The sequence below is a fragment of the Turicibacter sanguinis genome (genome assembly GCF_013046825.1).
Classification (GTDB): domain Bacteria; phylum Bacillota_I; class Bacilli_A; order MOL361; family Turicibacteraceae; genus Turicibacter; species Turicibacter sanguinis.
In genome coordinates this window covers 1,645,462-1,672,193 of the sequence record NZ_CP053187.1, presented here as the reverse complement: position 1 = coordinate 1,672,193, position 26,732 = coordinate 1,645,462, and the positions used below count along the sequence as shown (strand labels likewise).

19 protein-coding genes and 5 pseudogenes are annotated in these 26,732 nt (G+C 31.4%); 4 read left to right on the top strand and 20 right to left on the bottom strand.

Annotation, left to right across the window (positions count from 1 at the left end):
• Positions 1–14: 14 nt before the first annotated feature.
• The 6 genes and pseudogenes from HLK68_RS08075 to HLK68_RS08050 all read right to left on the bottom strand — a co-directional run bounded on the left by HLK68_RS08075 (position 15) and on the right by HLK68_RS08050 (position 10,834).
• Entirely contained in the window at positions 15–4,733 is a 4,719-nt protein-coding gene (locus tag HLK68_RS08075; protein ID WP_132942861.1) for a DEAD/DEAH box helicase, read from the bottom strand.
• Between the two features lie 304 nt (positions 4,734–5,037).
• Positions 5,038–6,255, bottom strand: coding sequence for an McrC family protein (locus HLK68_RS08070; protein ID WP_238843567.1), 1,218 nt, complete (start codon positions 6,253–6,255; stop codon positions 5,038–5,040).
• Positions 6,256–6,336: 81 nt separating this feature from the next.
• Positions 6,337–8,091: an McrB family protein gene (locus tag HLK68_RS08065; RefSeq protein ID WP_132942863.1), complete on the bottom strand. Its 1,755-nt coding sequence runs from the start codon at positions 8,089–8,091 to the stop codon at positions 6,337–6,339.
• A gap of 212 nt (positions 8,092–8,303) precedes the next feature.
• A complete protein-coding gene (locus HLK68_RS08060; RefSeq protein WP_132942864.1) occupies positions 8,304–8,531 on the bottom strand; it encodes a hypothetical protein in 228 nt (75 codons plus the stop codon).
• Between the two features lie 168 nt (positions 8,532–8,699).
• Positions 8,700–9,853, bottom strand: a pseudogene (locus tag HLK68_RS08055) (IS3 family transposase).
• 33 nt (positions 9,854–9,886) lie between these two features.
• Entirely contained in the window at positions 9,887–10,834 is a 948-nt protein-coding gene (locus HLK68_RS08050) for a TDT family transporter (RefSeq protein WP_132942865.1), read from the bottom strand.
• A 329-nt stretch (positions 10,835–11,163) separates the two neighbouring features.
• Between HLK68_RS08050 and HLK68_RS14575 the strand changes: the two are divergent.
• Positions 11,164–11,724, top strand: a pseudogene (locus tag HLK68_RS14575) (transposase).
• 155 nt (positions 11,725–11,879) lie between these two features.
• Positions 11,880–12,470, top strand: a pseudogene (locus HLK68_RS08035) (transposase); the annotation flags it as partial.
• A gap of 199 nt (positions 12,471–12,669) precedes the next feature.
• Here the strand turns inward: HLK68_RS08035 and HLK68_RS08030 are convergent.
• From HLK68_RS08030 to HLK68_RS08015, 4 genes are all read right to left on the bottom strand, one after another.
• Complete coding sequence (locus HLK68_RS08030) at positions 12,670–13,914, bottom strand: conjugated bile salt MFS transporter (protein ID WP_155062423.1); 1,245 nt, start codon at positions 13,912–13,914, stop codon at positions 12,670–12,672.
• Positions 13,915–13,992: 78 nt separating this feature from the next.
• Entirely contained in the window at positions 13,993–14,982 is a 990-nt protein-coding gene (gene bsh, locus HLK68_RS08025) for a choloylglycine hydrolase (protein ID WP_006783877.1), read from the bottom strand.
• 597 nt (positions 14,983–15,579) lie between these two features.
• The gene (locus HLK68_RS08020) at positions 15,580–16,776 is read right to left on the bottom strand and encodes a DUF927 domain-containing protein (RefSeq protein ID WP_132942866.1); all 1,197 of its coding nucleotides are present in this window, start codon (positions 16,774–16,776) and stop codon (positions 15,580–15,582) included.
• A 12-nt stretch (positions 16,777–16,788) separates the two neighbouring features.
• Positions 16,789–17,382, bottom strand: coding sequence for a hypothetical protein (locus tag HLK68_RS08015; protein ID WP_040763784.1), 594 nt, complete (start codon positions 17,380–17,382; stop codon positions 16,789–16,791).
• Positions 17,383–17,641: 259 nt separating this feature from the next.
• Here HLK68_RS08015 and HLK68_RS08010 point away from each other — a divergent pair, with 259 nt between their 5' ends.
• Positions 17,642–18,292, top strand: coding sequence for a hypothetical protein (locus HLK68_RS08010; RefSeq protein ID WP_040763783.1), 651 nt, complete (start codon positions 17,642–17,644; stop codon positions 18,290–18,292).
• A 380-nt stretch (positions 18,293–18,672) separates the two neighbouring features.
• Here the strand turns inward: HLK68_RS08010 and HLK68_RS08005 are convergent, their stop codons facing one another.
• The 9 genes and pseudogenes from HLK68_RS08005 to HLK68_RS14815 form a co-directional block, all read right to left on the bottom strand.
• Positions 18,673–18,957 carry a DUF960 family protein gene (locus tag HLK68_RS08005; RefSeq protein ID WP_006783875.1) on the bottom strand — a complete coding sequence of 95 codons (285 nt, stop codon included), beginning with the start codon at positions 18,955–18,957 and terminating at the stop codon, positions 18,673–18,675.
• A 17-nt stretch (positions 18,958–18,974) separates the two neighbouring features.
• Positions 18,975–19,106 (bottom strand): hypothetical protein, encoded by a 132-nt coding sequence (locus HLK68_RS14695; protein WP_262942022.1) that lies wholly within the window; start codon positions 19,104–19,106, stop codon positions 18,975–18,977.
• Between the two features lies 1 nt (position 19,107).
• Entirely contained in the window at positions 19,108–19,470 is a 363-nt protein-coding gene (locus HLK68_RS08000; RefSeq protein ID WP_132942867.1) for a hypothetical protein, read from the bottom strand.
• Between the two features lie 127 nt (positions 19,471–19,597).
• Positions 19,598–20,122: a DUF1643 domain-containing protein gene (locus tag HLK68_RS07995; protein ID WP_132942868.1), complete on the bottom strand. Its 525-nt coding sequence runs from the start codon at positions 20,120–20,122 to the stop codon at positions 19,598–19,600.
• A 21-nt stretch (positions 20,123–20,143) separates the two neighbouring features.
• A complete protein-coding gene (locus HLK68_RS07990; RefSeq protein WP_132942869.1) occupies positions 20,144–20,509 on the bottom strand; it encodes a hypothetical protein in 366 nt (121 codons plus the stop codon).
• A gap of 210 nt (positions 20,510–20,719) precedes the next feature.
• Entirely contained in the window at positions 20,720–20,893 is a 174-nt protein-coding gene (locus tag HLK68_RS07985) for a DpnD/PcfM family protein (protein ID WP_132942870.1), read from the bottom strand.
• Between the two features lie 70 nt (positions 20,894–20,963).
• Complete coding sequence (locus HLK68_RS07980; RefSeq protein WP_132942871.1) at positions 20,964–21,413, bottom strand: JAB domain-containing protein; 450 nt, start codon at positions 21,411–21,413, stop codon at positions 20,964–20,966.
• Positions 21,414–21,522: 109 nt separating this feature from the next.
• The gene (locus tag HLK68_RS07975; protein WP_394812702.1) at positions 21,523–23,688 is read right to left on the bottom strand and encodes a type ISP restriction/modification enzyme; all 2,166 of its coding nucleotides are present in this window, start codon (positions 23,686–23,688) and stop codon (positions 21,523–21,525) included.
• A gap of 30 nt (positions 23,689–23,718) precedes the next feature.
• A pseudogene (locus HLK68_RS14815) lies at positions 23,719–23,877 on the bottom strand (hypothetical protein); the annotation flags it as partial.
• Between the two features lie 70 nt (positions 23,878–23,947).
• Here HLK68_RS14815 and HLK68_RS07970 point away from each other — a divergent pair.
• Positions 23,948–25,132: pseudogene (locus tag HLK68_RS07970) on the top strand (IS3 family transposase).
• 124 nt (positions 25,133–25,256) lie between these two features.
• Here HLK68_RS07970 and HLK68_RS07965 read toward each other — a convergent pair.
• Positions 25,257–26,489: a helix-turn-helix domain-containing protein gene (locus HLK68_RS07965; RefSeq protein ID WP_055166263.1), complete on the bottom strand. Its 1,233-nt coding sequence runs from the start codon at positions 26,487–26,489 to the stop codon at positions 25,257–25,259.
• Between the last annotated feature and the right edge of the window lie 243 nt (positions 26,490–26,732).

The following is a 26,732-nucleotide window of genomic DNA, read 5'->3' as shown; positions in this document are numbered from 1 at the left end:
TCCAAGCTATGATTTTACTCTTCAATTTCTAAAGGAGGTAAGCTATTAACTAACTCTACTGTTTGAACGGAAACATTGATGATACTTAGTAGTAAATTAAAAATGTATTTTTCATCTTCTGAGTATAAGTTAGGATCATCCGTGATACCCGATTTTTTATCGATTTTCAATTGATATTGATCCATAATCCATCCAATAGCAGATCGACCATTAACGAGGTATTCATAGGCTTTTTCAGGAATATTTTTAATGGTAATCTCACTATTAAAGATAATTGTATCGAGGACACCTTTTTTCGGATGTTTCATTTTTGTCACTTTATAAGATGGATTAGATGTTTTATAAATAACCTCTACCCCTTCATATGGTGGAACTGATTCATAGTTCAAATGTAAATTAGCTAACTGTCGCCCCACTTCAATATATTTCTCTTTATTTTTCAAGATGGGAATGCGAGGTAAAGCTTTTCTTAAATCATTAGCGTATTTTTCTCTATATGCTGATGAATGTAAAACACCATAAGTATAGTAAAATAGATCTTTTTGATTTAATTGGAATTGTTGAGCAATTTTCTCATTAACATTTAATTTCTCATTTTCAAATGATATTCCTACCTCTTGAGGTGAATTCAAATAAAATCCTTGCCCTTTCTCATTCATATCCTGATTTGGAATTAAATCTACCATTATAGCAGAAAAATCACGTTTTGCCCCTGCTCCTGAAGTAAATATAATCTCATTATTTATACTCATAATGTCGTGATATTTTCGTGGTCTATGTATAACAGCTTTATCGAAATATAACCATTTTTTCGTAAAAGGCCGATAATAACTAAGTTGAAGGTATTTTTCATCAACGCTAATTATCCTTTCAGCTATCAATGCTTTTTTTAATCCATCTGTCCATTTAATAAAATTATCAGCTGTATTCATTTCATTTAACTTTTGAGTATCTGTTTTTCCTTCTAAGCGTCTAACTTCGCTATTATAATTCTCTACCATATATTCCGTATTTTCTTTTACTTTATTTCTAGAAAATCCATATACCCACATATCTCTATTAGTACTTATTCCAATAGATCTGTCCTTAAAAATAGAATTCTCTAATTCATTATCCATTGGAATATAATTTTCGTATTTTTCATCTCGCTGATTAATCCAATCATTATTATTATCAGGAATTATATTACTCCAGAGTATTCTATTAATCGATTTATAATCAGAGATTATATCCAATTTTTCGTCTCTACTTAAATAATCCCCAATATCATGATAATAAATTTCATGATTATCAGACCCATCCTTTACAAGCAAGGTAATCGCAACAGTTGTTCGAGTTCCCTCACCAAAAACATTTCCTGCCTCTGCCCTTCTTTGTTCTCCCGATGTTCTCGCATCTCCTCTTAAATTAAATAAATAAATATAATTAAATTCCTCATGCCAACATTTTCTTAATCCATCTGTACTTTGACTATCAATAAAAGAACCATTCGTCACAAAACCAATGACTCCTTTTTCTTCAATCCGCTGGGATGCCCATTTAAATGATTTAACATATGAATCATACAAACTTTGCTTTAATTTTGCCCTAGAATTTCTTGCATATGTATTTGTAATCTCCTGTTCTAAAATAGGATAATGTTTATTTTGATTATTTTCATTTTCATTATTTTGACCGGTAGAATACGGTGGGTTTCCGATAATCGCAAATATTGGTTCTTGTTGTTGGCGTTTTAAACGAGCGTTGTTTTCGTTAAAGAGTTCGCTTTCGAATGAATTTTCTCGTTCAGTACTTTCAAAGGTATCTGTTAAAACGATTCCCTCAAATGGCACATATTCTCCACTGGTTATAGCGTGGTAGGTTTCTTCGATATTAATAGCGGCGATGTAATAACTTAATAGAATCATTTCATTAGCGTGTAATTCTTGTGTGTACTTTCTTAGTAAATCTTCCTTTTTAATCAATCCACTTTGAAGTAAGCGCACGATAAACGTTCCTGTTCCTGTAAACGGATCTAAAACATGCACTCCTTCATCACTAATTGATTTCCCAAAATGTTTTTGTAAGACATCTTCAACCGAATGGATGATAAAATCAACGACCTCAACGGGCGTAAAAACAATTCCTAAGCGCTCTGTCGTTTCTCTGAATCCGACTTTAAAAAATTTATCGTATAATTGAATGATAATGTCTTGTTTTGCTTTCAGATTATCAATTCCCTCTGCACGTAGTCGGACACTCTCATAGAACTTTTCAAGGCGTTCTTGCTCTTTCATAAGCCCTTTTTCATCCATAACTGTTAATACGGCATCCATTGATTGAGAAACGGGGTTATTATTAACAAAACTGTATGAATCAAATAGGGCTTCAAAAACGGGCTTTGTAATCAAGTGTTGAGCTAACATTTCAATGGCTTGTTCTTCTGAGATAGAATCATTGATATTCTGATGTAATCCAATTAAAAACTGTGAAAATGCATGATAAGCTGCGCTCGTTTTATCCTCTAACATGACTCTAATTCGCATCATGTGTTGTCTTGCTATATCGGCAACATCTGCTGACCACTGTTCCCAATAGCGAACATTTCCAACCTTTTTAACGATTTTCCCATATATGGCTCGTTCTAAATCAGAAATATTTTCATTCTCTATATCCAGTGCCAACTGAGTGGCTGTTTCACCTCTTGCCTCAAATCCACCCTCTTCATCCGTTGGAGCAGAACCTACCCCTACAACTCCTAATTGTGGAGGCTTTTTTTTATTTAATTCTAATTTATTAATCATTGAGTCAAAGCGTTCATCTAATGAACGTAGGGCATTTAAAACTTCCCACACGACTTGATAATTATCATTTTGACTTAAAACATTTTCGGGTTCAACACCTGCAGGTACCCCGATCGGTAAAATTACATAACCGTACTGTTTTCCCTCAGCTTTTCTCATCACACGTCCAACGGCTTGGGCAATATCAATCTTCGATTTACGAGGTTTTAAAAACATAACTGCATCCAAATCAGGAACATCAACCCCTTCTGTTAAAAACCTCGCATTCGTTAAAATACGACACGTATTATCAGGAACAGGCGACTTTAACCAGGCGATTTTTTCATTCTTTTGTAAAGCATTCATTGACCCATCCGCATGGTCAATTTCAATTTGCATGGGATTGGTATAATCTCTTGATTCATAAAGATACTGTTCAACCACTGTGCTAAACATTTCTTTCATTAACTTTGATTCTTTGATTGTTCCAGTAAAGGCAATCGCACGTTTCATAGGATTATTAGAAATAACATTAGAATTACTCCTACGTTTAACAAGTCCATTCCAACATCCGACAATCTTAGTTACATCATTAAATTTAAGTTCCGATGTCTTTTCATCTGCTAACATTTCTTGAAATTGCTTAGCAATCGACTCTTCATCAACCGCAAGCACCATCACTCGATAATCCGTTAAAATCCCTTTATTTACAGCATCACCAAATCCAATACGGTAAAATTCCTCACCATAAATACCTGTATCATTCATATCCGCAACAACGACTGACATTTCATCCGCTCTTGAACGTGCATCATCTCCATAAACTCGCGGCGTTGCCGTTTGATATAAACGCTTAGCAGTCTTAATATTATAATCATAATGCACCTTAACAAATGGGCTTTCCTCATTTCCTGGTGCCGTTACCCCTGTTGTACGATGTGCTTCATCACAAATCACTAAATCAAATTCATAAAATCCATTTTTTTGTGCTGCAATAATAACATCAATCGATTGGTACGTTGAAAAAACAACAAGGAATTTACTTGGATTCTCTTGTGAATCAATCTCTTTCTTACGTTCTAACAATTTATGGTAATCCGTTGTCGCTGGATACCCTAAGTCAGTAGCAGCAATATCTCCAAATTCATTTTCTCCGTTTTGTTTTGTTACCTTACGGTCTGAACAAACGGCAAATGTATTCATATCCTGACGATATTTAGAATCAGCTGTCCAACCACGTAATGATTGAGATAATAATTGAATACTTGGTACTAAATATAAAACTCTAAATGACCCCTCTTTTTCCTCAGCCATCTTTTCTGCAATTACCATAGACGTATATGTTTTCCCCGTACCTGGTGCCATAATCAACTTCCCACGATCAGCTTCCTTAAATCCATTAACCACCGCTTCAATGGCAGGCACTTGATGAAAACGTGGTTTCTTTGGTGACTTCAACTGAATCTTTTTAGGGGATTTTAAAGAAAACATTGTCCAATCAATCTCACTATCCCTTAGCTGTGATAATCCAATACGGGCAATATTTTTATCACGATTCAACAATGCCTCTTCTGCATTATTACTCCATTTATCCGTAGATGAAACAACAATCCCCTCAGCATAATAACTCTTTCCTATCTCATTTAAAAACGAATCAATATGCGATTTTTGAATCGTTGTATCTTTTGAATAATACTTACATTGAATCGCAACCAAATCACCAGTATCACGATTTCTTGCTACTAAATCGACACCCGTATCTTTTTTAGGAATTTGATATGCTTCGGGAACATCCTTTAACATCCAAACCTCATCAAATAAACGTGAATACATTGGCTCATTTTTTAAATATCCAGTAACTACTGCTTCAAATAAGGTTCCTCGATCACGTTGTGTCATATTTTCTGTTTCTAAACTTTGAATAATACTATCAAAGCTACTTCTTACTTTATAATCTACTTGCGTTTCCATAACACTTATAACCTCACTATTTAATAAAATAAACTCTTATATAAAATTAAATAAAACTGATTTTGTTACCTTGATCAAATTAAGATTTTACTCAATAATTATACCTTATTTATTTCTCTAAATTCTACAAATCCTAATAGAAATATAAGAACTTTATACAGGCTCGTACATCTAACAATGACTTCTATCTACTACTTCCTTTTAACAAAAAAAGAAACTAGGATTTATCCTAATTTCTTGAAATTTATCTAACTTTTCTCAATATAATGATCTATTATGTTGAGTTTACATAACCTTCTGATATTTACAACAATAATTCCCTAAGAGCATTCAGGGATTGAACGATATTAACTATATCCACAAAGAACACATGAACACTTACACCATCATTACTTATATACTCAATATTTGTTAATTCTTTACCCTCTTCAGTCAATGGATACAGTAACCATATTTCAGGATTCATATTAAGTGCTTCATACTTTTTGGAGTAAGCATACATCTGATACATATCTGATTGTGAAATTCCGTAATTTCGTCTTGAATCATTCGTTAATATTTTCCACTTAGTGTCTAATATTATTTTTTGACCGCACTTTTTAGTAATCACAATATCAGGCCTTAAAGCAAATTTCTTAGGGCGATCAAATAAATAATATCCATTTGCTTGAACATCGATGTCCCATGGTAAATCCCACAGTACTTTTTTCAACTGTTGAGCTACATAGGATTCAAATAGTTTTTCCATAGGAAACAATAAAGATTGCATGTTATTTTCCCCTGAAAATGTTGAAAAACTTTTATTCATTAAAAATACTTTAGACCATTCCATTAAATTAGAATATAGCTTTGTTGTTCTATCTAGCTTAATATTTGAAAAATCACTACTATAACATTTAGATGGTGAAACTGCATCAAATTGAAGCAATAACTGCATTAATTCCTTTTTATTTTTATGACTAGTAGATTCTTTACCTAATTTCATTAGAGTAGACTTAATCAGTCTATTCTCTGGTCGATTAATCTCAAATTCATCATAGGACACATAGAACTGATGCTTACTTACTAAATTATTTTTAATATGTTCATTTATCAACAATTTACCTTTATAATAATTTTGATTATTCTCTATATTTAAATAAGATGATTTAAGACCTTTTTTTAACAGTAAGTTTAACTCTTGGATATACATAGTAATAAAGATTTCATAAATACTCATTTGTTCAACTCGTAAATTAGCTGCATTAAAATGTTGACAAGGAAAATTCTTTAACGATTGTAACATCCGAATAAATGTTTTTTTGATTAGCTCAGTATCATGAGTTATTACTTTTGGAAGTACCTGAATTTGATATCCACAATCTAATTGAATTAATCCTACATAATTCTTAACCTGAATAACTTTCCCAATATTTTTCTTCATCATTATATTAAAAAAATTAGTATTCTCCTGTTCCTGTTGATAAAGAGTTAGAATAAAGTTTTCTAAATCATCAAAAATCGATTTATCTACATAGATCACTGAACTATCTCTATATACAGGGTTACAGGTTATAATATCAAATTCCTTTACCTCTATAACTTTACTCACAATCATCACCTGTTACCTATAAATTTCAATATAGCTTTGGGCTAATGAAAAAGCTTGACTCTGAATTTTATAATCTTTTTCAGCTATGTCTACATCGATATGACCTTTAAAAATTTCACTTACATTTAACTTTCTATCAACTATAAACTTATATTGATTATCAGATTTTGCATTATCTCCTAAAACTAATTGAATCTTCTCATAATCCTCATAAAAATATTCTTGTAATAATGGGATGATTGAATTTTTAAAAATTTCGGCTAATTTCTTTACTGATGGTTCTTCAATTAAACTAGCAAAATATGCATGTCCGATTGTATGTTCTCTATCATACAATACTGCAATTCGGTGATTCATTACCTCCAATATCTTAGAAACACTAATTCCCTGCATTATATCCTGATCTATTTTCTCAAGTACTTGTGGGGTAGGCATCATCTCTATAAAATTGAATCGTCTTCGAAGTGCTGTATCCATTAGTGCGATAGATCGATCTGCTGTATTCATTGTTCCTATTATATACACATTATTCGGAACTCCAAACGCTTCTTCTGAATATGGAAGTTGCAATGTCATTTCTTCCTTTTCACCTAATCGTTTACTTGCTTCAATTAGTGTAATTAATTCACCAAATATTTTAGAAATATTCCCGCGGTTAATTTCATCAATAATAAAAACAAAATTTTTAGTTTCATCTTGTTCATTATCCATATAACCTAGTGCACGTTTACAAAACATCTTAAATTTTCCTGGTTCTAATGTGTACAATAAATTATCATCTTTCGTATCTTGACCTTTACTCCCTAAATTAGAATTTATTAACTTTGGTTTGATTCCTTCGATAAATTCTTCATATCCATAAGATTGATGGAAAGTAGTAAACATGACCTGACCATTTTGATTATAATAAGTATATCGTTGTAAAACATCTTCATATGGCTCTTGTACAATAACATCATAAGATTTCCCTTCAATAATTCCCACTGAGTAATAAATAGTGTGATATGTTTTTCCAGTACCCGGTGGCCCATATAAAATCATGTTTTTGGGATAAAAACCTTCTATTTTGACATTATATTTTGAATCACCTTCATTAATACCGTCATTTTCTTCATCAAAATCCGAAATAGCTTCCAAATAATAGGGTTCTAACTCTTTAACCCCTTCTTCTAATCTCTTTAGTAAATTATCATACGGAGCTTTAATATCTAACTGCAATCTTACCTTGTCTAATTTTCCTTTTTCATACTCTTCGATAACTTCTTCCCTTGAAAGATTTGTAATATAATGAGTAGCATCTTTTTTATACTTTAATGCGAGATATAGATTAGAAGATTCTAGTTCCTTATATACTAACCGGTTATGCTTTTTATAATCAAGTTCGCTACATTTATTATCTTTTGCTTCTACAGCTAAAAATACCGGAGATGAACATCCTTGTTCTACTGAAATAAATAGTGAGATACTAGACTTACTGTCTTTATAACCAGTTTTCTTATATTCAATCCAAAAATAAGTTAATCCTTTTTGGGCCGCATTAAACCAACGCTTATTAGTTACTATCTCATAATTAGGTAATGCTGATTCTCGTACAGTATTTGCAATCGAGTGTAGTAAATCTACAGCCTCTTGGCCATTTTTCTTAAATTCAAGCATTTCTATTTTCTGTTCACTAGTTTTTAGTTTATTTGAAACAACATACTGCTTTCCTTGATATCTATTTAAATAATCTATTACAGTTTGAATATTTTCACTAGAGACCCCCATATTTTCACCCTTTCAATTAATTTCCTATCATAATTTTAGCATAAATTACCTTATAATTTGAACTTAATTACAATTCGGGACGTGGATACTAACCGGAACGCCCCATCTCCACCATGAAATCCACGTCCGCAACTGTTACAGGAAATTGAACAAAACAAAAACCATTATCTGAGTTCAGATTTAATCTGATTTGAGATAATGGTTTTTTATTTCTATATAATATTAGGAAGAGTGTAGTGTTTATTCTTTGCAAAATGTCCTTTTAGAATGGCTAACTTAATCAAATTTTCTAAAAACTTCTCTCCTGTTGGATATGTGATACGTTGAAGAAGTGTCGAATAAGTTCCAAGATACGCTGTTCTCCCATCAAGATCGATACCCTCTTTTTGTACATGTTCAATGAGTAAGTCACGATACATTTCTCGTTCTGCTTTAGTCATATCTCTTCCTTCTATTTTTTGAGTAGATAATTTTAACGGTATACTCAATTGAATTTTATTATCTTGAAAATTATTAGTTAGATTAATTGAAGTAAGCATTTTATTACCCTTTGTATATACAAATAATTGGATCTAGGTCAATATTTTGGACACAAAAAAGTTAAGTTTTTAAGCAATTTGTCGTGCAAGTTGCTCACATTCTTCTGGTGTTAAATAATTAATGGAACCATGAATTCTTTTGCGATTATACCAGCCTTCAATATATTGAAATAAGGCCATTCTAGCCTGTTCAAACGTCACGTATGTGGTTTGATACACTTCTTCTTTCTTTAAGGTGGCATGGAATGATTCAATACAAGCATTATCGTAAGGGCATCCCTTACGGCTAAAAGATTGAACGACATTAAGTTCTGAGGTTAAGTTTTTAAAATCTTCGCTGGTATACTGTGTCCCTAAATCAGTATGAAGTATAACCTTGTCTTTGGGTCTTTGAGAAACATAAGCATTCTTTAAAGCTTGAACAATAATGTCTGTTGTCATTTGCTTAGAAAAATGATAACCAATCATTTTCTTTGAATGTAAATCCATCACTGAAGTTAAGTAGCACCAACCTTCTTTTTGAACGTAAATATAAGTCATATCGGATACCCATTTTTGATTAATTGAAGTCGTCGAAAAATCCTGTTCTAGAATGTTATCACGTTCTAAAACAAGTTCCTTAGATTGTTTATACGGGGTATATTTCTTTTGAATAATCGAAGCTAAACCGCCTGATTTCATTAGTCGCTGAACACGTTTCAAGCTAACAGAGAATCCTTCTTTAATCAATTGACGGTGTACCTTAATAGCACCATATCGACGGCTACTTTCAAAATAAATCTTCTTAATTCGTTCAAGCAGTTGGTGATTTTCATGTTTCCACTTAGATTCAGTTTGATGCTTCGATTGATAATAAGTGCTTCTTGGGACACTTAAGACCTCACAAAGTTGCTTAATATCATGTTCTTGATGATGTTGATCAATAAACTGACATAATTCAGATTGAGTTACTTTCTCGCGAATATGGTCATAGCCTTTTTTAAGATTTCATTTTCCTCTTGTAAACGTAACATCTCTTGTTTCATGCGCTTAATTTCCTCAAGTGTGATATCAGTATCATCTATTGAGGTAATAGGAGAAATCTGTTTAATCTATTCCCTACTAATGGTGGATACCTGCTAACGCAGGGCAGGGGCCCATTTATAAATCGTTACTTCTGATACACCATATTCACGACTAAGTTCTAAGACTTTCCGTCCAGTTTTATAAAGTTCAACAATCATCGATTTAAATTCAACATTATATTTTATATTTTGTTATATACACTTTCGATAAGATTGAACAATCATACGAATAAAGTTATAAACAACGAAAGCAACTGTTGCTGTAGTTAAATAAAGTTGAATTCCCGTTAATTGGTGTAAAAACTCTCCTATTATGAGATGTTGATGTTCTATTAAATAAGTACTAAAACGTTGAGTAGCTACTGTCCCAATCGCCATTGGAAAAGTTAGTCCTGCAAATCCTGGATGAAAAGAGAAGCGAAAGAATTGAGGAATATGATAGATAATATAAATAAAAGCACTAAAAATAATAATGTATAGTACATATAAAATCCAAGGATTTGGCTCCTGGTATACATTTAACAAACTGACTAATATTAAACATCCAGGTGCCATTAAAATAGCTGCCGTATGATACACTTGTTCAGCTAGCGGACGCTTGAAAATACGGAAAATCATAAATGGCATAATCAAAATAAACATAATTAATCCATAGATAACAATAATTTTTGAAATTAATGGTTCGTGCATATGTGATCCCACAACTGTTGAAACGAGTAATCCATCATAGGTAACAAACCAAGTTGGAATAAATGATTCTTTATCAAATCTTTTAATAACATGTGTATAAGTAAAAATAACAGTATGAATAAGATGTATACCAATCGCTATTAACCAAATTGTTTTTCCAATACCATAGAAGTAATCAGCAATAAAACTTCCTAAAATCATCGTTAACATCGCAAATGTGGCATATAAACTAGCAGGAATCACTTGTTTATATTCTAACTTTACTTTCTCAAAATGTAAAATTAACTTTAAAAGTGCTGCTAACCATACTAGTGTTGCCATCACAATTGAAAGATACTTAACCCAAGTATATCCCAATCCAAAATAAATATTAGAAAGTGTAACTAACCCAATAGCTGTTGCAATTATCCCCACTGGTAATCTTCCAATCTTATCTAAAAGTATTTTCATTTTAATAATTCCTGCCTATCGTTTTTACTAGTTTGTATTAATGACTAATACTATAATAAATTCAACATTAATGAGAAGTTATTGAAAATCACTGTACACCTCTAAATATCTGCCTAACAATACTATCTTATACACAAATTCAAGTAAAATTTAATTTAACCTGAATTATTCACCATAAAAATGTAAAAAGCGTTGAGTCCTTAGTGGAATCAACGCTTTTTCTCTATTTTTTATTTCACCTTTTAAGTGAAGCATTTTGCTATGAAAATAACCTCTCATTTGATATCGTTTTAATCGCCAAACCAAAACTAAGGAGAGATTACATTTTTATGATACATCAAGAGCGACTTCATTTCCATAAAAAGATTAAATTTAATTTCGAGGGTGGAGATTTAACATCTGATGCAGGACTTTTATTAATTCAAGAATTTATGCATCACGTGAAGTTTCCAGAACTATTGCAACAACATTTTCATTTAGAAACTGATCAAGCGATTCGAACTCATACGAATCACGACCTTTGTCTCCAACAAATTTAACAAACCATTGCTGGTTATCACTGTGCTGATGATGTGGATGAATGACGAGTTGAACCTTTATTAACAACTTTGCTTGATAAGCCCTCGTTAGCTTCTCAACCGACTTTATCTCGTTTTACTCATCGATTAACGAAGGAAACAAGCAAGCAATTTGAACTCATCCATCAAAAACTACTGTCGCAATTTTATCAAGTCGAAGCTCCTAATCATTTTATTTTTGATATGGATTCCACTCATTTTCAGACATATGGTCATCAATATGGGAATGCCTTTAACACCCACTATCAAGCACAAGGCTTTCACCCTCTCATGGTTTTTTTATGGAATAACTGGAGACGGTTTAAAAGTTGAGCTTCGTGCGGGGAATGTATATACTTCAAGGAATATCGTTTCTTTTATCGGTCCCTTATTATCATGGTATCAAAAGGAGTTTACATCGAGCTATCGACTCGTTCACGGAGGTTGGATTTGCTCATAAGGAACTTTATTAGTTATGCGAAACGTTAAACACAAACTATGTGATTCGTTTAAAGGCAAATTCCACTCTCTATCGTTTAGCTAAAACAGTAACGGATGAGTTTTTAGAAGATTATTCGCTTCAATATTCTCAACAATTCTATGGGGAGTTTACCTATCAAGCAAAGAGTTGGAATCAACCCAGACGTGTCATCGTTCAAGTGAGACGAAAAGCAGGTGAACTTATTCCTAACTATTTATTTTTAGTGATGAACATGGAAACAAGACTAGAGATGGTTATCAGTCTATACGCTAAACGTGGGACGATGAAAAACGATATCAAAGACTGTAAAAATAGATTCAGAATGGATAAAGTCAATCATAAGCACTTGATGACAAATGTTAACCGAATTCAACTGGTCGTGTTAGCCTACAATCTCTTCAATGGATTCAGACGATTAACATTAGCTCATGAGTTTTCTAAGATGCAGATTGAAACCTTACGGACAAAACTCATTAAAATCGCTGCTAAGCAAGTGAAACACTCACGAAGAATCATGTTCAAACTCTGTAGTCACTATCCCTACAAAGAAATTTTCCATCACTGTTTAAAAAGGATTCAGTTGATTCAGTTAGTGTAAGTGACTCGATTCGTTCTTTGAAAATAAGATGTCTTTTAGAGTAACACATCACCGAGGGAGAGTCTACCCTTTTTTAGGGAGTTGAAGCATCGATTGACTCAAATTTAAGATAAAAACGATAAAAAGCTGTGGTTTAGACTAAATCTTAGTCTAAACCACAGCTTTTTTGAATGATCATGAATAATTCAGTTTTATTATACTATGATAAAGATTTATTTTTATATCCTTTAATTCCAGTTAATAATAACGAATATCCAAATACTGTACATCCTAGTAAAGTAATCCATGCAGCGGTAAAGCTGACTTGATCTACAATCATTCCAAATAAACTTGACCCTGCAGCAAATCCAACCGCAAATGCTAAACTAATAATTCCTAATTTAACACTGGCTTCTTTTTTACCAAAGACATCACTCGCCATAAATGCAGGTGCAGACATATACGAGTAAACATTTAATCCATAACCGATTGAAAATAAGAAAGCTGCTATTGGAATATATTCTGCTAATAACATCGCGAGAATAGCAATAATTTGTAAAAGCATGGCAATAAACATTGTTTTAAAAGTTGCAAATTTATCAAATAAAACTCCACCACCGATATTTCCAATCAAGCAACAAGCGGCAAATACAGAACCAAGTGTTCCGACTAGTGTTGCACTAAAATGTAATTCTCCTGTAAAGTAAGTCGCATATTGTGTACTTAATGCTGAGATAGCAATCGCCATAATTGCATATCCGACAGCAAAAATCCAAAAATATTTATTTTTTCTTACTTCTGCTGCAGTTAATCCTTCATCTTCAATTAAAGGATTAACTGCTTCTGTTTCACTTTTAGACTCTTCTACTTCTTTAGGTAAACGGATAAAGAGTAAAATAACAGGTAAGCTAACTAATAAAGAAAGAAGTCCAAACATCATATATGAAGCAGAAGGTCCTTGAGCTGCTAATGATTGTGATGTCAATTGTTGTAAAAAGATATTACCGATTGATCCACCAGAGAAGGCAATTCCTAATGCTTTCCCACGTCCTTTATTTGGAAACCAGTTATTAATAACATAAGGAACACCTAATCCCGAAAATAAGACACATCCTACTTGTTGAATTCCAGAATATAAATAAAATTCAGGTAACGATTTTGCAAAACCAAAACCAACAAAGGCTAAGCTTGATAAGGCTGTCCCTATAATAAATAATAATTTAATATTAACTTTTCCAAATAATTTCCCTAAAAATGGTGAGAAAATAGCAGATGCAACTGCACCAAATGTGAAAATTAAACTAAAAGAAGCTAGTGAAAAATGAAATTTTTCAACCACATATGGAACAAAAAGTGGTTGAATATTTTGAGCAATTCCAAAAGGAATCGCTTGAATAAACATACAGACAAAAATAATAAAATATTTTTTTCTATCTATTGATGAATTACTAATTGTTTGCTTCATAAAAATCGACCTTTCTAGATGACTCATTAGAGATGCTCCTAAAACTTAAGGAGCATCTTTTTAATAAATAAGTTTTTATTAATTTTGTAAATTTACAGCAAATTCATCATTAAATTTAAATGATTTAATTTCTTTTGCGTCTAAATCTTCATTATGCATATTAATAGATGAAATCGTATGATTTGTATAAGTATTGTAATAATAAATTCCACGTTCTTGATCCATACAAGATGTATATAACGTAATGTCATTTAAATGTTGAGGAGTAACGACTGATCCTCGAACCATTGCAACTCCGTTTAAGATGTGGAAGAATTCACTGATTCCAGAGTAATTAACATTTGCATAATCGATATTATTACGTAAGAAAGCAGCTTTAACAAATCGTGATGGTGATGAATAATCTCCTGGTAATGAGAAAGCACCAAGCCCTTGCCCTAATGGATGTAATTCTTGTTCTCCGAGTGTTATATCTTTTGGTTGTGTCGACGTTAATCCCATGTATTGAGTTAAGTTTGTTAAATGCCAATCAAAAGTTGGCGCATTCGTTAAAACTCCTACTTTATTATCCATAACACTTAAACCATTTACTGTTTTTTCTACAACGATACTTTCACCTGTTTTATCACAAATCATCCAGTGTAAAGGAGCAATTGGAGTTTGTTCATTGACTGGAACATCAACTAAAACAACATCTTTTAAAGCTTCTTTTACTTCTTTAACTGTTTCAAAATTTGAAGTGACCCATAAAACTAAATCATAAGGAGGGATATTTGTTTTTCCTTCGATTGCTTTTTCATCCCAGTGTGCGTAGTTAGGGAAGTTTAATCCTGCTGCCGCTAATCCTTTTTCATTAAAAAGCTCTGCATAACATGGATGTTCATCAATAATGGTTCCCATTCCAATAATCGCATACTTTGTTTGATTCATTTCACCTGTTGCACGATTTTTATAATCAAAACGACGTGGTGTTAATAAAATTGATTGATTAAATGAATATTCAATATCCATATTTCTACCGAATAAATGTGAACCATCTTTTGCTGTTAATGATAATGCTGTACACATATGTTAAGTCTCCTTTCGACCACCTTACGAAGTAATTTGATCTCCTTTTATTTTTGACAAATTTTAAAGAAATTTTGATAGATAATAAAACTAATATTGAAATAGATTATACTAACTAATGAGTTATTAAAAATCTTTATTTCAACCGCTCTAAGTTTCAAAGTAACGGTCTATTCTTATGATGTCTATTTTTTCACGACTTAACCCTATAATCTACTTTGTATCTTTAGTATCTATTGACTCAAGTAACTTATATCTCAAAAACTCATGTCATTATTAGCTAAAAAATTAGATTATTTAAAATGTTTAATCACCATGAAATAAACATATAAATTGATTAAGCCTAAGTCGCTCTTATTTTTACTGTTATGGATTATATTTTTCAATCAGTCTCTTTTTATTCATTATGTCAAAACCTCCTAATGAATTTCACACTTATAGTTTAATCCCATCGCAACCATAAGTAAAATAAATTATTATCATAAAATCTATAATATATACTTATAACAAAATATTAAATCTCTTGCATTAGACAAAAAAAACAATCAATATTTTTCAATCCTAAAAGATAACTTAATAATCAAAAAAAATTTTAATTTAAATCATTTTATATCGAATTTCACTTCTCCAATGTAATATTCCTTCTACAATATGATTTTTACCACGTCTCAAAAGCTCTTCAGCATACATGTAGCCCGCAAAACCATAATGATTAGATATAATTTGCTTTATTTTTTCAGAATTCTCTGCTGATTTGGTCCAGACAATATGACTCAACTCAATCAATCTTACTTTTAAACCGGAATTATTGTTTGAAGCCTCAAATAAAGATTTTTCCCCGGTAGAAATAATAAGCGTATTCCACACCTTTGATTGCTTGACTACTCCATCCTTCTGCATACGGGCAGTTTCTTTTCCTTCTGCTAAAGAATAAATAGCCTTAGTAAAATCATCATTTCTAGCCATACTTGCTTCATCAAAGACAACGACAACCCCTGTATTTCCTGCTACTTTGTTTTGTAAGGCATTAAATGTAGAATTCCAACTCATGACCAAACCATTATCTTTCAAGATGGGTGAACCAAAGACAGAGGCAGCTAATTGGCAAGCCGTCGTCTTTCCAGTAGAACTATCATTTACTAGATTAACAATTAAGTTTTCAACAGATAATTCTTTTGAGATAAAGCCAATGGTTGCAGAGGCTAATCCCATGATTACTGCAAGTTCAAGAGGCGTATACCCTTGAACTTCTTCCTTAATTAATCTATACCACTCTTGATGAGAACCTTTAGGCTCAATGTTTAATTCACCATTATAGTTAGAAGTCTGCTTTTTACCTAAACTGATGAGTTGATGGTGCTTAAACACCATCTCATTATCAACTAAAACAAATCCTAAATCGGAATGATTGTTAATACATGGTATTGATGCTTTACAATTTCGTAAATGCTTTAATATGTCACCCTTGTTATAGCTATTAATATCAACACCATATAAAGACAAACGTTCAATTTTATTCAAAGTTGCAATTTCATCCCCTGAAACACTTATCTCCTTAAGAGTGTTACAACCTTGGGGTAGGTACTCAATTGTGACTTCATGCTGATTTGTTTCAAGATTTAATGAATGTTCCTTTAAATTGATATAATTTGATATCCAATGATGTTTAGGTTCTTCATCTTTAAGCTCTTCTTTTCTGAAAACACCCCTGCTAGTCAGATAAATATTTGGATATGGCAAGTACGTTTTCTTCTTTTCTTTTTCCATTTGTGGCCTTTTTATTACATTTTTCATTATGTCTCACTCCTAAAACAATTGATTCGCTACTTTAGCATAATAAGATTCATCTAACTCATCCCAATCATCGACGTAATCCTCTACTCTAATTGCTTCTAATTGATTAACCTTAGAATTAGGATCTAGTAAATCACAATCTGCTTTGTCTAAGATAACAGGTTCATCTAACTTTCCTAAATGAGTGACTACTTTATCATTTAAACTAGAATTATGTTTAATTAACCAGGCATCCATAATAAAACTTTGATTTTCATCAAGCCACGTTACTTCAAAACTTAATTCACAACCTACTAAACGTTCAAATTGTGGAACAAGTGGATCATTAAATGTCATCTGAAGATTTTTTAATAACTTCTTAGTGTATTGATTAGATTGGTCTAAATAAAGTACAAGTGGATGACTTGTCTTTTCATTAAGGAAGTCTTCGCATTCAATTCGAATAATACTTATTGGTATCATTTTTGAATAATCGATATAAAAATCAATTTGATTGACAACCCCTGTATAACGGCTTGGAGTTTCATTATAGTAACAAGGACCAGCATTTATTAATTCATTAATCATCTCTTCATTTAAAACTTCATTCAGATAATTCACACACATTTAAATCACCTCTAAACAAATCTCGTTCCGGAACAATTAGAAGTTTAGCATGGCAATTTATTGATGTCAAAACATCAAAATTCATTAAATTAACTGATTTTATTGACATTAATATCTATTTTATTATATTTTATTGACATAAGTTAAGTTAGCGGGCCGGCAGGCTACGGTTCAAATTTATACCTGTTTTTTTATCCACTTAAAACCTATAAAATGGATATTATGGTAATTTATTCTTTGTGAGAAATGAGGTTATTTTATGATTAATGAACACCAAACTAAACGTCCAAGAAGACAAAAAGATACTATGAAGAAAGTTCGTCAGACACTTATCAATCTGATACTAGATTCAATTGGTGAAGATGATGGTATCGTATTTGCAGATATCAAATCTGTCTTTGATGAATTTGGTCTAAATCATTTATCAGATGCATCTATCCGACGTGATCTAGAATTAGCTGGTATTGAATATAATGGCCATCACTATGTATTAAAAGGAATGAAAGCTCCTCAACAAACCTCTTTACAGCTATCTAAGCTAATAAAAGATTTCGATATTTTTGAACCAGTTTGTTACCGAAAAGTAAAACAAAAAAACTTTATACCTTTATCTTTAGTTCATATATATTTACGACTAAAACCAGATGTTGAATCTGAAAGAATATTACAATTCAAAGAGTTACTTCAAGAATACTTAAATCAGGTGAATAATTTATATATGGAGGAGACTCAAAACTATCCATTAGAACGTTATTTCTTCGATGTTACCGAATCTAATCAAACACTTTGTTTCTTAATCAATAAGAATAATTCTTTGAATCTATTCTATGAGCTACTGACTACAATTAGTGAATGTGATCCAACTAAATCGCATAAACGTGTTAAGCTATTTCATATCCTCCCGGAATAGAATTCCCTCTTCCCTTTACATCTTTTGAGTCTCCCTTTGGATTAGGGAGACTTTTTTTCTTGGTCTTACTTACTTTGAGAGCTACTTTCCCTATTTCCCTCATTTTTTTAAACGTCAATCTTATTTTTATTCATTAGATTTGATTAGATCTTTTATTTATTTTTTTATTTCTAAAGGGAAACAGGGAATTTATTTATTTTTTATTGATTTCACTTAGTTTCTACACTCCCTTTTTATCTCCCTCCGTTTTTATTCATATAGGGAAAGAGGGAAAAAAAAGACATAGACCTATTGTTTTAATGGAATTTTATTAATGAATAAATGATTTAAATTCATTAATGAAATTCTAAATTAAATAAGATAGGCTATGTCTTTTTTGATTAATATTCTTCTGCTAACAACATCGTGGCATATTCTCCTTCATCAATGATGAAGATCTTCTGCTCGATTGGATTAATTGACTTTAGTTGATAAACTTGATTGTATTCTGGTACTTCTTGTCTATGTTCAATTTGTTGTGTATCTTCTCCAACCGTTTTCAATTCAAACACTTGTAGGTAGTCGTATTTACCTGTCGCTTTAACTACCTCATAGCAGTACCAGCAAAACAGTTGTATGTCTATTGAGATTTGTTCATTGACTCCACTTGTTATGTATCGTTGCATTGTTTCCTCCTCCTTTATTACATCCAACGTTTGATTTCTTCTGGATCTAGTCCTAATCGTCCAGCCACTCGATGGATAGCTTCTCCTTGACTCAAACCTTCCATGATAAGTTCTAGAACTAATGCAATGACTTTTAACCAATACAACATCTTACTCCCCTCCTTCTAATGCTTCATACTGTTTAACTAATGTTGGATAATCTTTATCTAATGTTTCTTTTAACAAATAAAGCACGACATGATCATCACTTGATAACATGAACAGTACTTCCACATATTGATTTGAATCTCGACCTTCAAAGGATTCAATGTATTCAGGAATTAATGTTGAATGTTGATTAATGAATATATGAATTTCTTCTATATCCAACAAGATATAGCCACCTAAATCGGTCACTAATCGGTCATCCCCATAATGAACATTTAAGACCTTGAGAATCTCTTCTGCCTTCGCTAAGACCATTTCATCTACATTCATTTCTTGCTTTAACTGTTCTAACTTCCAAATTTTCATTGCTTATTTCATCCTTTCTTTGTTCCTATGTAAAAGACCTAGCCTTATTGGCTAGGTCTTCTAATGGATTGGTTAAGTATTAAATCATAATTAATACTAATTGAATTTAATTTTGAATAATTAATGATTACTCCTTATACATCTTAACTAAACGCCACTGATTCTTAATTCGTGGACATAAGGGATGCATCGGAATACTCCGATAAGGATCACAGATCACATACATCTTATTTCTAAATGGTTTTAGTTTCTCTAGTAATTCTTCCTGTCGTCCTGTAATTTTCTTACTCCCTTCTCCAATTGAACCCCAAGCAATGATAACTATATCTGACTTTAAACATGACTTCTCTATATAGATATCATTCTCATCTTCAACTAATTCACCAATTGATTTTCTATAACTTATCTTAGGGCAAATCAATGAGAATAAGTTCGTGATATCTACAGCTCCATACTCTAATCGATTCAGATTATTAATCACATTCATAGTGGTATGATCAATTTCTACTTCATTAGCACTTGATGGATTAATCATGATAATGGTAGCTTTAGGTTTATTTTTATCCCACTCTTTCCTTATTATATAGCGATGTTTCATATCATCACTATATACCACCTCTGTTCTTAGACTCATTCTATTTACAATTGCCATCTTTAAACCTCCTTCATTTGTTTAACGATAATAAACAAAGATATGACTATATTCACCTCTTACAGGTTTTAAGCGAATGAAGAAATTGAAATCACTTGTTTCAACTTTGAATGTCTGTTCATAACTATATCCTTCACCTCCACATTGTTCGATGACTTGATTAAATACATTTAATTGATTAAAGATTAATTCATTTAACCCTTCTTGTAACGATTGAATAGAGATATCATATTTTGTGATAACTTCATCAAACTGTTCTGATGGATACCACTGATTACAAACTTCATCTATCGTTGATCCTGACCAATCTAATCTCATAATTCCTAATGACTTTGATTCATCTAAATCTAATCGAACCAGTTCTTTCACGTTAATCCACTTTAACATTTCAAACTCCTCCTATTAAAAAGGTAAATAAAAAAGAACCAAGCAAACTCTATGTTCACTTGGTTCTTCTATCTACTTCATTAAATTTTATCATTGAGTAAATATATTACTCATCAGCTTCTTCATAATAAACATCAAACATTGTATATACCTCCATAATTCTTGTTGTCATTTAATTATGGAATATATTGTCGGTTGATGTCAACAAAATCATTCACATATTCTAAATTCAGTATCAACTAAATCTGAAGAATCTAAGATGATTTCTTCATCAAGATATTGTTGTCTGACATATTCAATCGGATCACAGTCAATGTCATCAACCTCTACTTCAATCAGACGTTCCAATGTTTCAGTAATACAAATCGTTAATTTATGGCTCATAAATTTATCCTCCTTATTAAATTACGACATAATAAAAAGAGCTAAGCGACTTTAATACTCACTTAGCTCCTTATAAATAACCTTTTTCTTTTAATGATGTAAATGTTCCATCTCCGATAATGAGATGATCTAACAATTTGATACCGAGTAACTCACCCGCTTCATATAAGCGGTTAGTTAGTTGAATATCTTGTTGTGATGGTGTGGTTTCTCCCGATGGATGATTATGAAAGGCCATGACACTAGCTGCATTTGACAGGATAGCCGTTTTAAAGACTTCTCTTGGATGAACGATAGCCTTATTTAATGAACCAACTGCTACCACTGAAATATTAGTTGGTTCATTCTTTGTATTCAAACAAGCAATGATGAATTGCTCTCTATCCAAATCTTCAAGTTGCTCATGAATCATCTCATAGGCATCCTTAGGTGATGAAATGGTACGTGTTTGAAAAAGAAAACTAGATTCCTTTATCATTTTAAGTGAAATAATATTTACACGCTTTGCGATAGCTGACATATATTACTACCTCCTAAATAATTATTCAAGGTAATAATATATACTTAAAATTTATTTTAAAACGGGAGTTTATTCATAATAAAATAATTAGACATATTATCTCCAAGTTTTAATCCTCAATAATTTCTAGTTTTGGAAGACTATTAACTAAATCTACTGTTTGAACTGAAACATTGATAATACTTAATAACAAGTTGAAAATATATTTTTCATCTTCCGAGAACAGATTTGGATCATCTGTAATTCCAGACTTTTTATCTGTTTTTACTTGGTATTGGTCCATAATCCACTCAATCGCAGAACGACCATTTACCATGTATTCATACGCTTTCTCTGGAATATTGCTAATCGTAATATCACTATTAAAGATGATTATACTCTTATCATTTACTAACTTTCTATTTTCATCTCGTACCTTACCAAATTTCATTTTTTCTACTCTATAAGATGGATTTGATGATTTATAAGTTATCTCAACATCTTCATAAGGTGCTACACTCTCATAATTTAAGTGTAAATCAGTAAGTTTTTTACCTACCCCAATAAATGCATCTTTATTCTTTAAAATCGGAATACGAGGAAATGCCTTATTTAAGTCGCTTTCGTATTTTTGTTTATATTCATTTGAATGTAATACTCCATAAATATACCCAAAAATATCATCTTCAGTTAAATCAAATTTGTTTAGAATATCTTTGTTAATATTTAATGAGTTTGTATGTGTGTTTTTCCAATAGAAACCACGCCCTGTATCCATTAAGTGTAAATTTGGAATTAAATCAACAACAAGACAAGAAAATCCACGACTCGCTCCTAATCCTGTTACATAGATTATTTTATTATCTTCTTTAAATAAATTTTTCCATTTAGATGGACGTTCGATAATCTCTGTTTGATAATATAAGAATTTTTTTGCAAATGGACGATACATACTCAAAATAATCTCATTATCATTTGCTACTATATTTTTTCCATTTTTAAAACTCTCTTTTAATCCTACACTCCATTTTATAAAATCATTTGAGTTATTAACTTGAGCTAACCTTGCTTTACTATCTGTAATGGTGCTTAATCGTTCTATTTCTGAGTTATAATTATCAATTAATGTATTCGCTTTTGTTTTAACATTCTTTTTTGAATAATCATATACCCATGCATCACGACTGGTACTTACTCCAGGTATTCTATCTGCAAAAATTTCTCCATCCATAGAAATATATTTTTCATAATTTTCATCGCGTTGGTTAATCCAGTCGTTATTAATATCTGGGATAATTTGAGTCCATGTTAAATTAGAAATTGATTTATTATTAGCGATAATAGATAATTTTTCTTTTTGAGATAAGTAATCACCTATATCGTGATAAAAGATTTGATGATTATCTGAGCCATCTTTGATTAATAAGGTGATAGCTACTGGTGTTCTACTTCCAGAACCAAATATTTTTCCACCTTCTTTACGTGATTTTTCCCCTAATGTACGTTGATCACCACGTAAATTAAAGATGTAAATATAATTAAATTCTTCATACCAACATTTTCTTAAACCATCTGCGCTATTACTATCTATAAAAGAAGCATTTGTTACAAAACCAATAACCCCTTTTTCCTTAATACGTTCACTCGACCATTTGAAGGCTTTAATATAAGAATCATATAAACTTTTTGTTAAATTTGCTTTAGAATATTTAGCATAAGTATCTTCTATTTTACCTTCTAAAATAGGATATCTTTGATTTTGATTATTGTCATTAGCATTTTTCTGACCTACAGAATATGGTGGATTTCCGATAATTGCAAAGATCGGTTCTTTTTGTTGACGTTTTAAGCGAGCGTTATTTTCGTTAAAAAGGACGCTATCAAGGGAGTGCTCTCGCTCTGTACTTTCGAAGGTATCAGTAAGAACAATGCCCTCAAATGGCTTATAATCCCCTTCTGATAAGGAATGAAAGGTTTCCTCAATATTAATAGCTGCAATATAGTAGCTTAATAGTACAATTTCGTTAGCGTGTAATTCTTGCGTATACTTTCTTAGTAAATCCTCCTTTTTAATCAGTCCGCTTTGAAGTAAGCGCACGATGAAGGTTCCAGTTCCCGTAAACGGGTCTAAAATGTGAACCCCTTCATCACTAATTGATTTACCAAAATGTTTTTTTAACACGTCATCTACGGAATGAATGATAAAGTCAACGACTTCAACAGGCGTGAAGACAATTCCTAAGCGCTCTGTCGTATCTTTAAAACCAACTTTAAAGAATTTATCGTATAGTTGAATGATAATGTCTTGTTTCGCTTCTAAGTTATCAATTCCTTCGGCACGAACACGGACACTATCATAGAATTTTTGAAGTTTTTCTTGTTCCTTCATTAAACCTTGCTCGTCCATGACTAACAAAACAGCTTCCATGGATTGTGAAACGGGGTTGTTATTAACGAAACTATACGTATCAAATAACGCCTCAAAAACAGGCTTAGTTTTATGGACACACTTAAGTTAAGTCGTTACAATAGACTTAATAAAAGGATGTGTCTGTATGAAAAAATATAATGCTGAATTTAAATCTATGGTTGTTGAACTTTATAAAACTGGACGGAAAGTCTTAGACCTTAGTCGTGAATATGGTGTATCAGAAGTTACGATCTATAAATGGGTCCCCTACTCTGCGATAGCAGGTATCCACCTTTAGTAGGGAATGGATTAAACAAATTTCTCCTCTTGCCTCAATCGATGATACTGCCATTACACTTGAGGAGATTAAACGCATGAAACAAGAGATGTTACGTCTTCAAGAGGAAAATGAAATCTTAAAAAAGGCTATGACCATATTCGCGAGAAAGTAAGTCAGTCTGATTTATGCCAGTTTATCGATCGACATCGTTCGGAACATAATATTAAACAGCTCTGTGATGTGTTGAATATTCCAAGAAGTACATATTATCAATCGAAGCATCAAACGGAATCTAAATGGGAACATGAAAATCAACAACTACTTGAACGTATTAAGGAAATTTATTTTGAAAGTAAGCGTCGATATGGTGCTATTAAGGTACATCGTCAATTGATTAAAGAAGGATTCTCTGTTAGTTTGAAACGTGTTCAGCGATTAATGAAATCAAGCGGTTTAGCTTCGATTATTCAAAAGAAGTATACTCCATATAAACAATCTAAGGAAATTGTTTTAGAACGTGATAACATTCTAGAACAGGATTTTTCGACGACTTCAATTAATCAAAAATGGGTATCCGATATTACTTATATTTACGTTCAAAAAGAAGGTTGGTGCTACTTAGCTTCAGTGATGGATTTACATTCAAAGAAAATTATTGGTTATCATTTTTCAAAAAAAATGACCACAGATATTATCGTAAAAGCTTTAAAGAATGCCTATGTTTCTCAAAAACCTAAAGATGAGATTATTCTTCACACTGATTTAGGATCACAGTATACCAGCCAAGAGTTTAAAGACTTAACTTTAGACCTTAAGATGATCCAGTCTTTCAGTCGTAAAGGATGTCCTTACGATAATGCTTGTATCGAATCTTTCCATGCCACTCTAAAGAAAGAAGAAGTATATCAAACAACATATATTACATTTGAACAGGCTAGAATCGCTTTGTTTCAGTATATAGAGGGCTGGTACAATCGAAAACGAATGCATGGATCGATTAATTATTTAACACCTGAAGAATGTGAGCAACTTGCACGACAAGCTGCTTAAAAACTTAACTTTTTTGTGTCCAAAATATTGACCTAGATCCAATTTTATAAACTAATTTTATAATTATTTTATTCAATTTAATATTTATTTTAATTAACAAAATTTATACTTCATTTGTTAATCATTAATTTCCTATTACATAATCCCTCAGCTTAGGAGTGAGATTCACTCCATTAGATACTGAGCATCTTAAAATATTAATTTTAGCTATGTTTTTTAATTCTCGATAATGACACTCATGACTAATAAGATCAATTAATTGTAACTCTTGCTCTATACTATACATATCACCAACATCAAAATATAAAGAAATCAATCTTTCAACCACAGTCTTTTTATGATCAAAAGTCCCCTCTTTTAATACCATCTCTTGCGAAAGACTATAGTACTTCCTACTATTAGTCAAGTCTTTCATATTATAATAAACCTCACCTATTAGATAATTTGTTAATGCGATTTCACTGCTAGATGTTCTATACGCCAAAGCTTGATTTAAAACTTCTAATGCTTCTCTATACTTATGTTGATCATTTAGGTTGCATCCTAAATTATGATAAGCGTACTTTAAATACGGTGTATATAACTGCTTCTCTATAAACTGTTTTAAAATTTTTTCTCCTTCTTCCAACCTTCCATCTACTTTTAAAATATTTTCTTTTAATAATATTGCCGCTGCTTTTCGTTGAATAAAAGGGCAATTATCTATTATTTTATCTACTAATAAATAACTATCATCTAATTTTTTTAAATAGTAATAACTTCTAGATAATTCGTAATAAATTCGATAAATATATTCTAAATCTTGCGTTTTAATACACTTTAAAGCCAAATTTAAATTTAAAAGAGACTCTTCATAAAGTCCTAAGTCTTGGTAGTTGACGCCTAATTCAATATAATACTTTACAATTCTCTTATCTATTTCTTTTAATTGTGAAATACAATTCGTGAAATATTCATTTGATATAAAATATTTCTTTATTGATTGATAATAATATGCTAAAATTTCATCTAATTTTATTAAATAGTTATTTAAATTATATTTATTACATACTTCATAATACTGTTTATAATTATTTAAAGCCATATCCAAATTACAGTTTACAATTACCCAACTCTCCGCTTCTTCATACTCATCTTTTACAAAATCCTCTACAGTAATCTGCTTAACTATCTCACCATTCGTTAAGCAAACTAATGCTTCAAATATTTCTTTTGCCGTTTCAAATGGAGGTATTCTTTTATTATTTTCTATATAACTAATGTATGCTGCACTAAATCCATATCTTTCAAACATACTTAATTTTATATTAAATAATTTTCTGTATTTCTTTAACTTCTGTCCCACCGTCAAAAACATTCTATCACCCTATTCTATCCCCTTTTCATACACCAATATTTTACAAAAAAAGATTTTTTATATCAATCTTTATCTTAAATTAAGTTTTAGCGGAAAAAGGTACGTCTCATAAAGATTATTGCTAATATTGGATTTTTATATCAATAATCAATCTATTCTATCGATATAAATCAGTAAAAAAAAAAGTATAAAACCCTAATTAGTTTTGGTTCTATAATATTTGGTGTTGCTGACTAAGCAACG

Coding starts and splice junctions, on each gene's coding strand:
- HLK68_RS08075 (WP_132942861.1), bottom strand. CDS start 4,733: ATGGAAACGCAAGTAGATTATAAAGTAAGAAGTAGCTTTGATAGTATT.
- HLK68_RS08065 (WP_132942863.1), bottom strand. CDS start 8,091: ATGGGGGTCTCTAGTGAAAATATTCAAACTGTAATAGATTATTTAAAT.
- HLK68_RS08060 (WP_132942864.1), bottom strand. CDS start 8,531: ATGACTAAAGCAGAACGAGAAATGTATCGTGACTTACTCATTGAACAT.
- HLK68_RS08050 (WP_132942865.1), bottom strand. CDS start 10,834: ATGAAAATACTTTTAGATAAGATTGGAAGATTACCAGTGGGGATAATT.
- HLK68_RS08030 (WP_155062423.1), bottom strand. CDS start 13,914: ATGAAGCAAACAATTAGTAATTCATCAATAGATAGAAAAAAATATTTT.
- bsh (WP_006783877.1), bottom strand. CDS start 14,982: ATGTGTACAGCATTATCATTAACAGCAAAAGATGGTTCACATTTATTC.
- HLK68_RS08020 (WP_132942866.1), bottom strand. CDS start 16,776: ATGAAAAATGTAATAAAAAGGCCACAAATGGAAAAAGAAAAGAAGAAA.
- HLK68_RS08015 (WP_040763784.1), bottom strand. CDS start 17,382: ATGTGTGTGAATTATCTGAATGAAGTTTTAAATGAAGAGATGATTAAT.
- HLK68_RS08010 (WP_040763783.1), top strand. CDS start 17,642: ATGATTAATGAACACCAAACTAAACGTCCAAGAAGACAAAAAGATACT.
- HLK68_RS08005 (WP_006783875.1), bottom strand. CDS start 18,957: ATGCAACGATACATAACAAGTGGAGTCAATGAACAAATCTCAATAGAC.
- HLK68_RS14695 (WP_262942022.1), bottom strand. CDS start 19,106: ATGTTGTATTGGTTAAAAGTCATTGCATTAGTTCTAGAACTTATCATG.
- HLK68_RS08000 (WP_132942867.1), bottom strand. CDS start 19,470: ATGAAAATTTGGAAGTTAGAACAGTTAAAGCAAGAAATGAATGTAGAT.
- HLK68_RS07995 (WP_132942868.1), bottom strand. CDS start 20,122: ATGGCAATTGTAAATAGAATGAGTCTAAGAACAGAGGTGGTATATAGT.
- HLK68_RS07990 (WP_132942869.1), bottom strand. CDS start 20,509: ATGTTAAAGTGGATTAACGTGAAAGAACTGGTTCGATTAGATTTAGAT.
- HLK68_RS07985 (WP_132942870.1), bottom strand. CDS start 20,893: ATGAGCCATAAATTAACGATTTGTATTACTGAAACATTGGAACGTCTG.
- HLK68_RS07980 (WP_132942871.1), bottom strand. CDS start 21,413: ATGTCAGCTATCGCAAAGCGTGTAAATATTATTTCACTTAAAATGATA.
- HLK68_RS07965 (WP_055166263.1), bottom strand. CDS start 26,489: ATGTTTTTGACGGTGGGACAGAAGTTAAAGAAATACAGAAAATTATTT.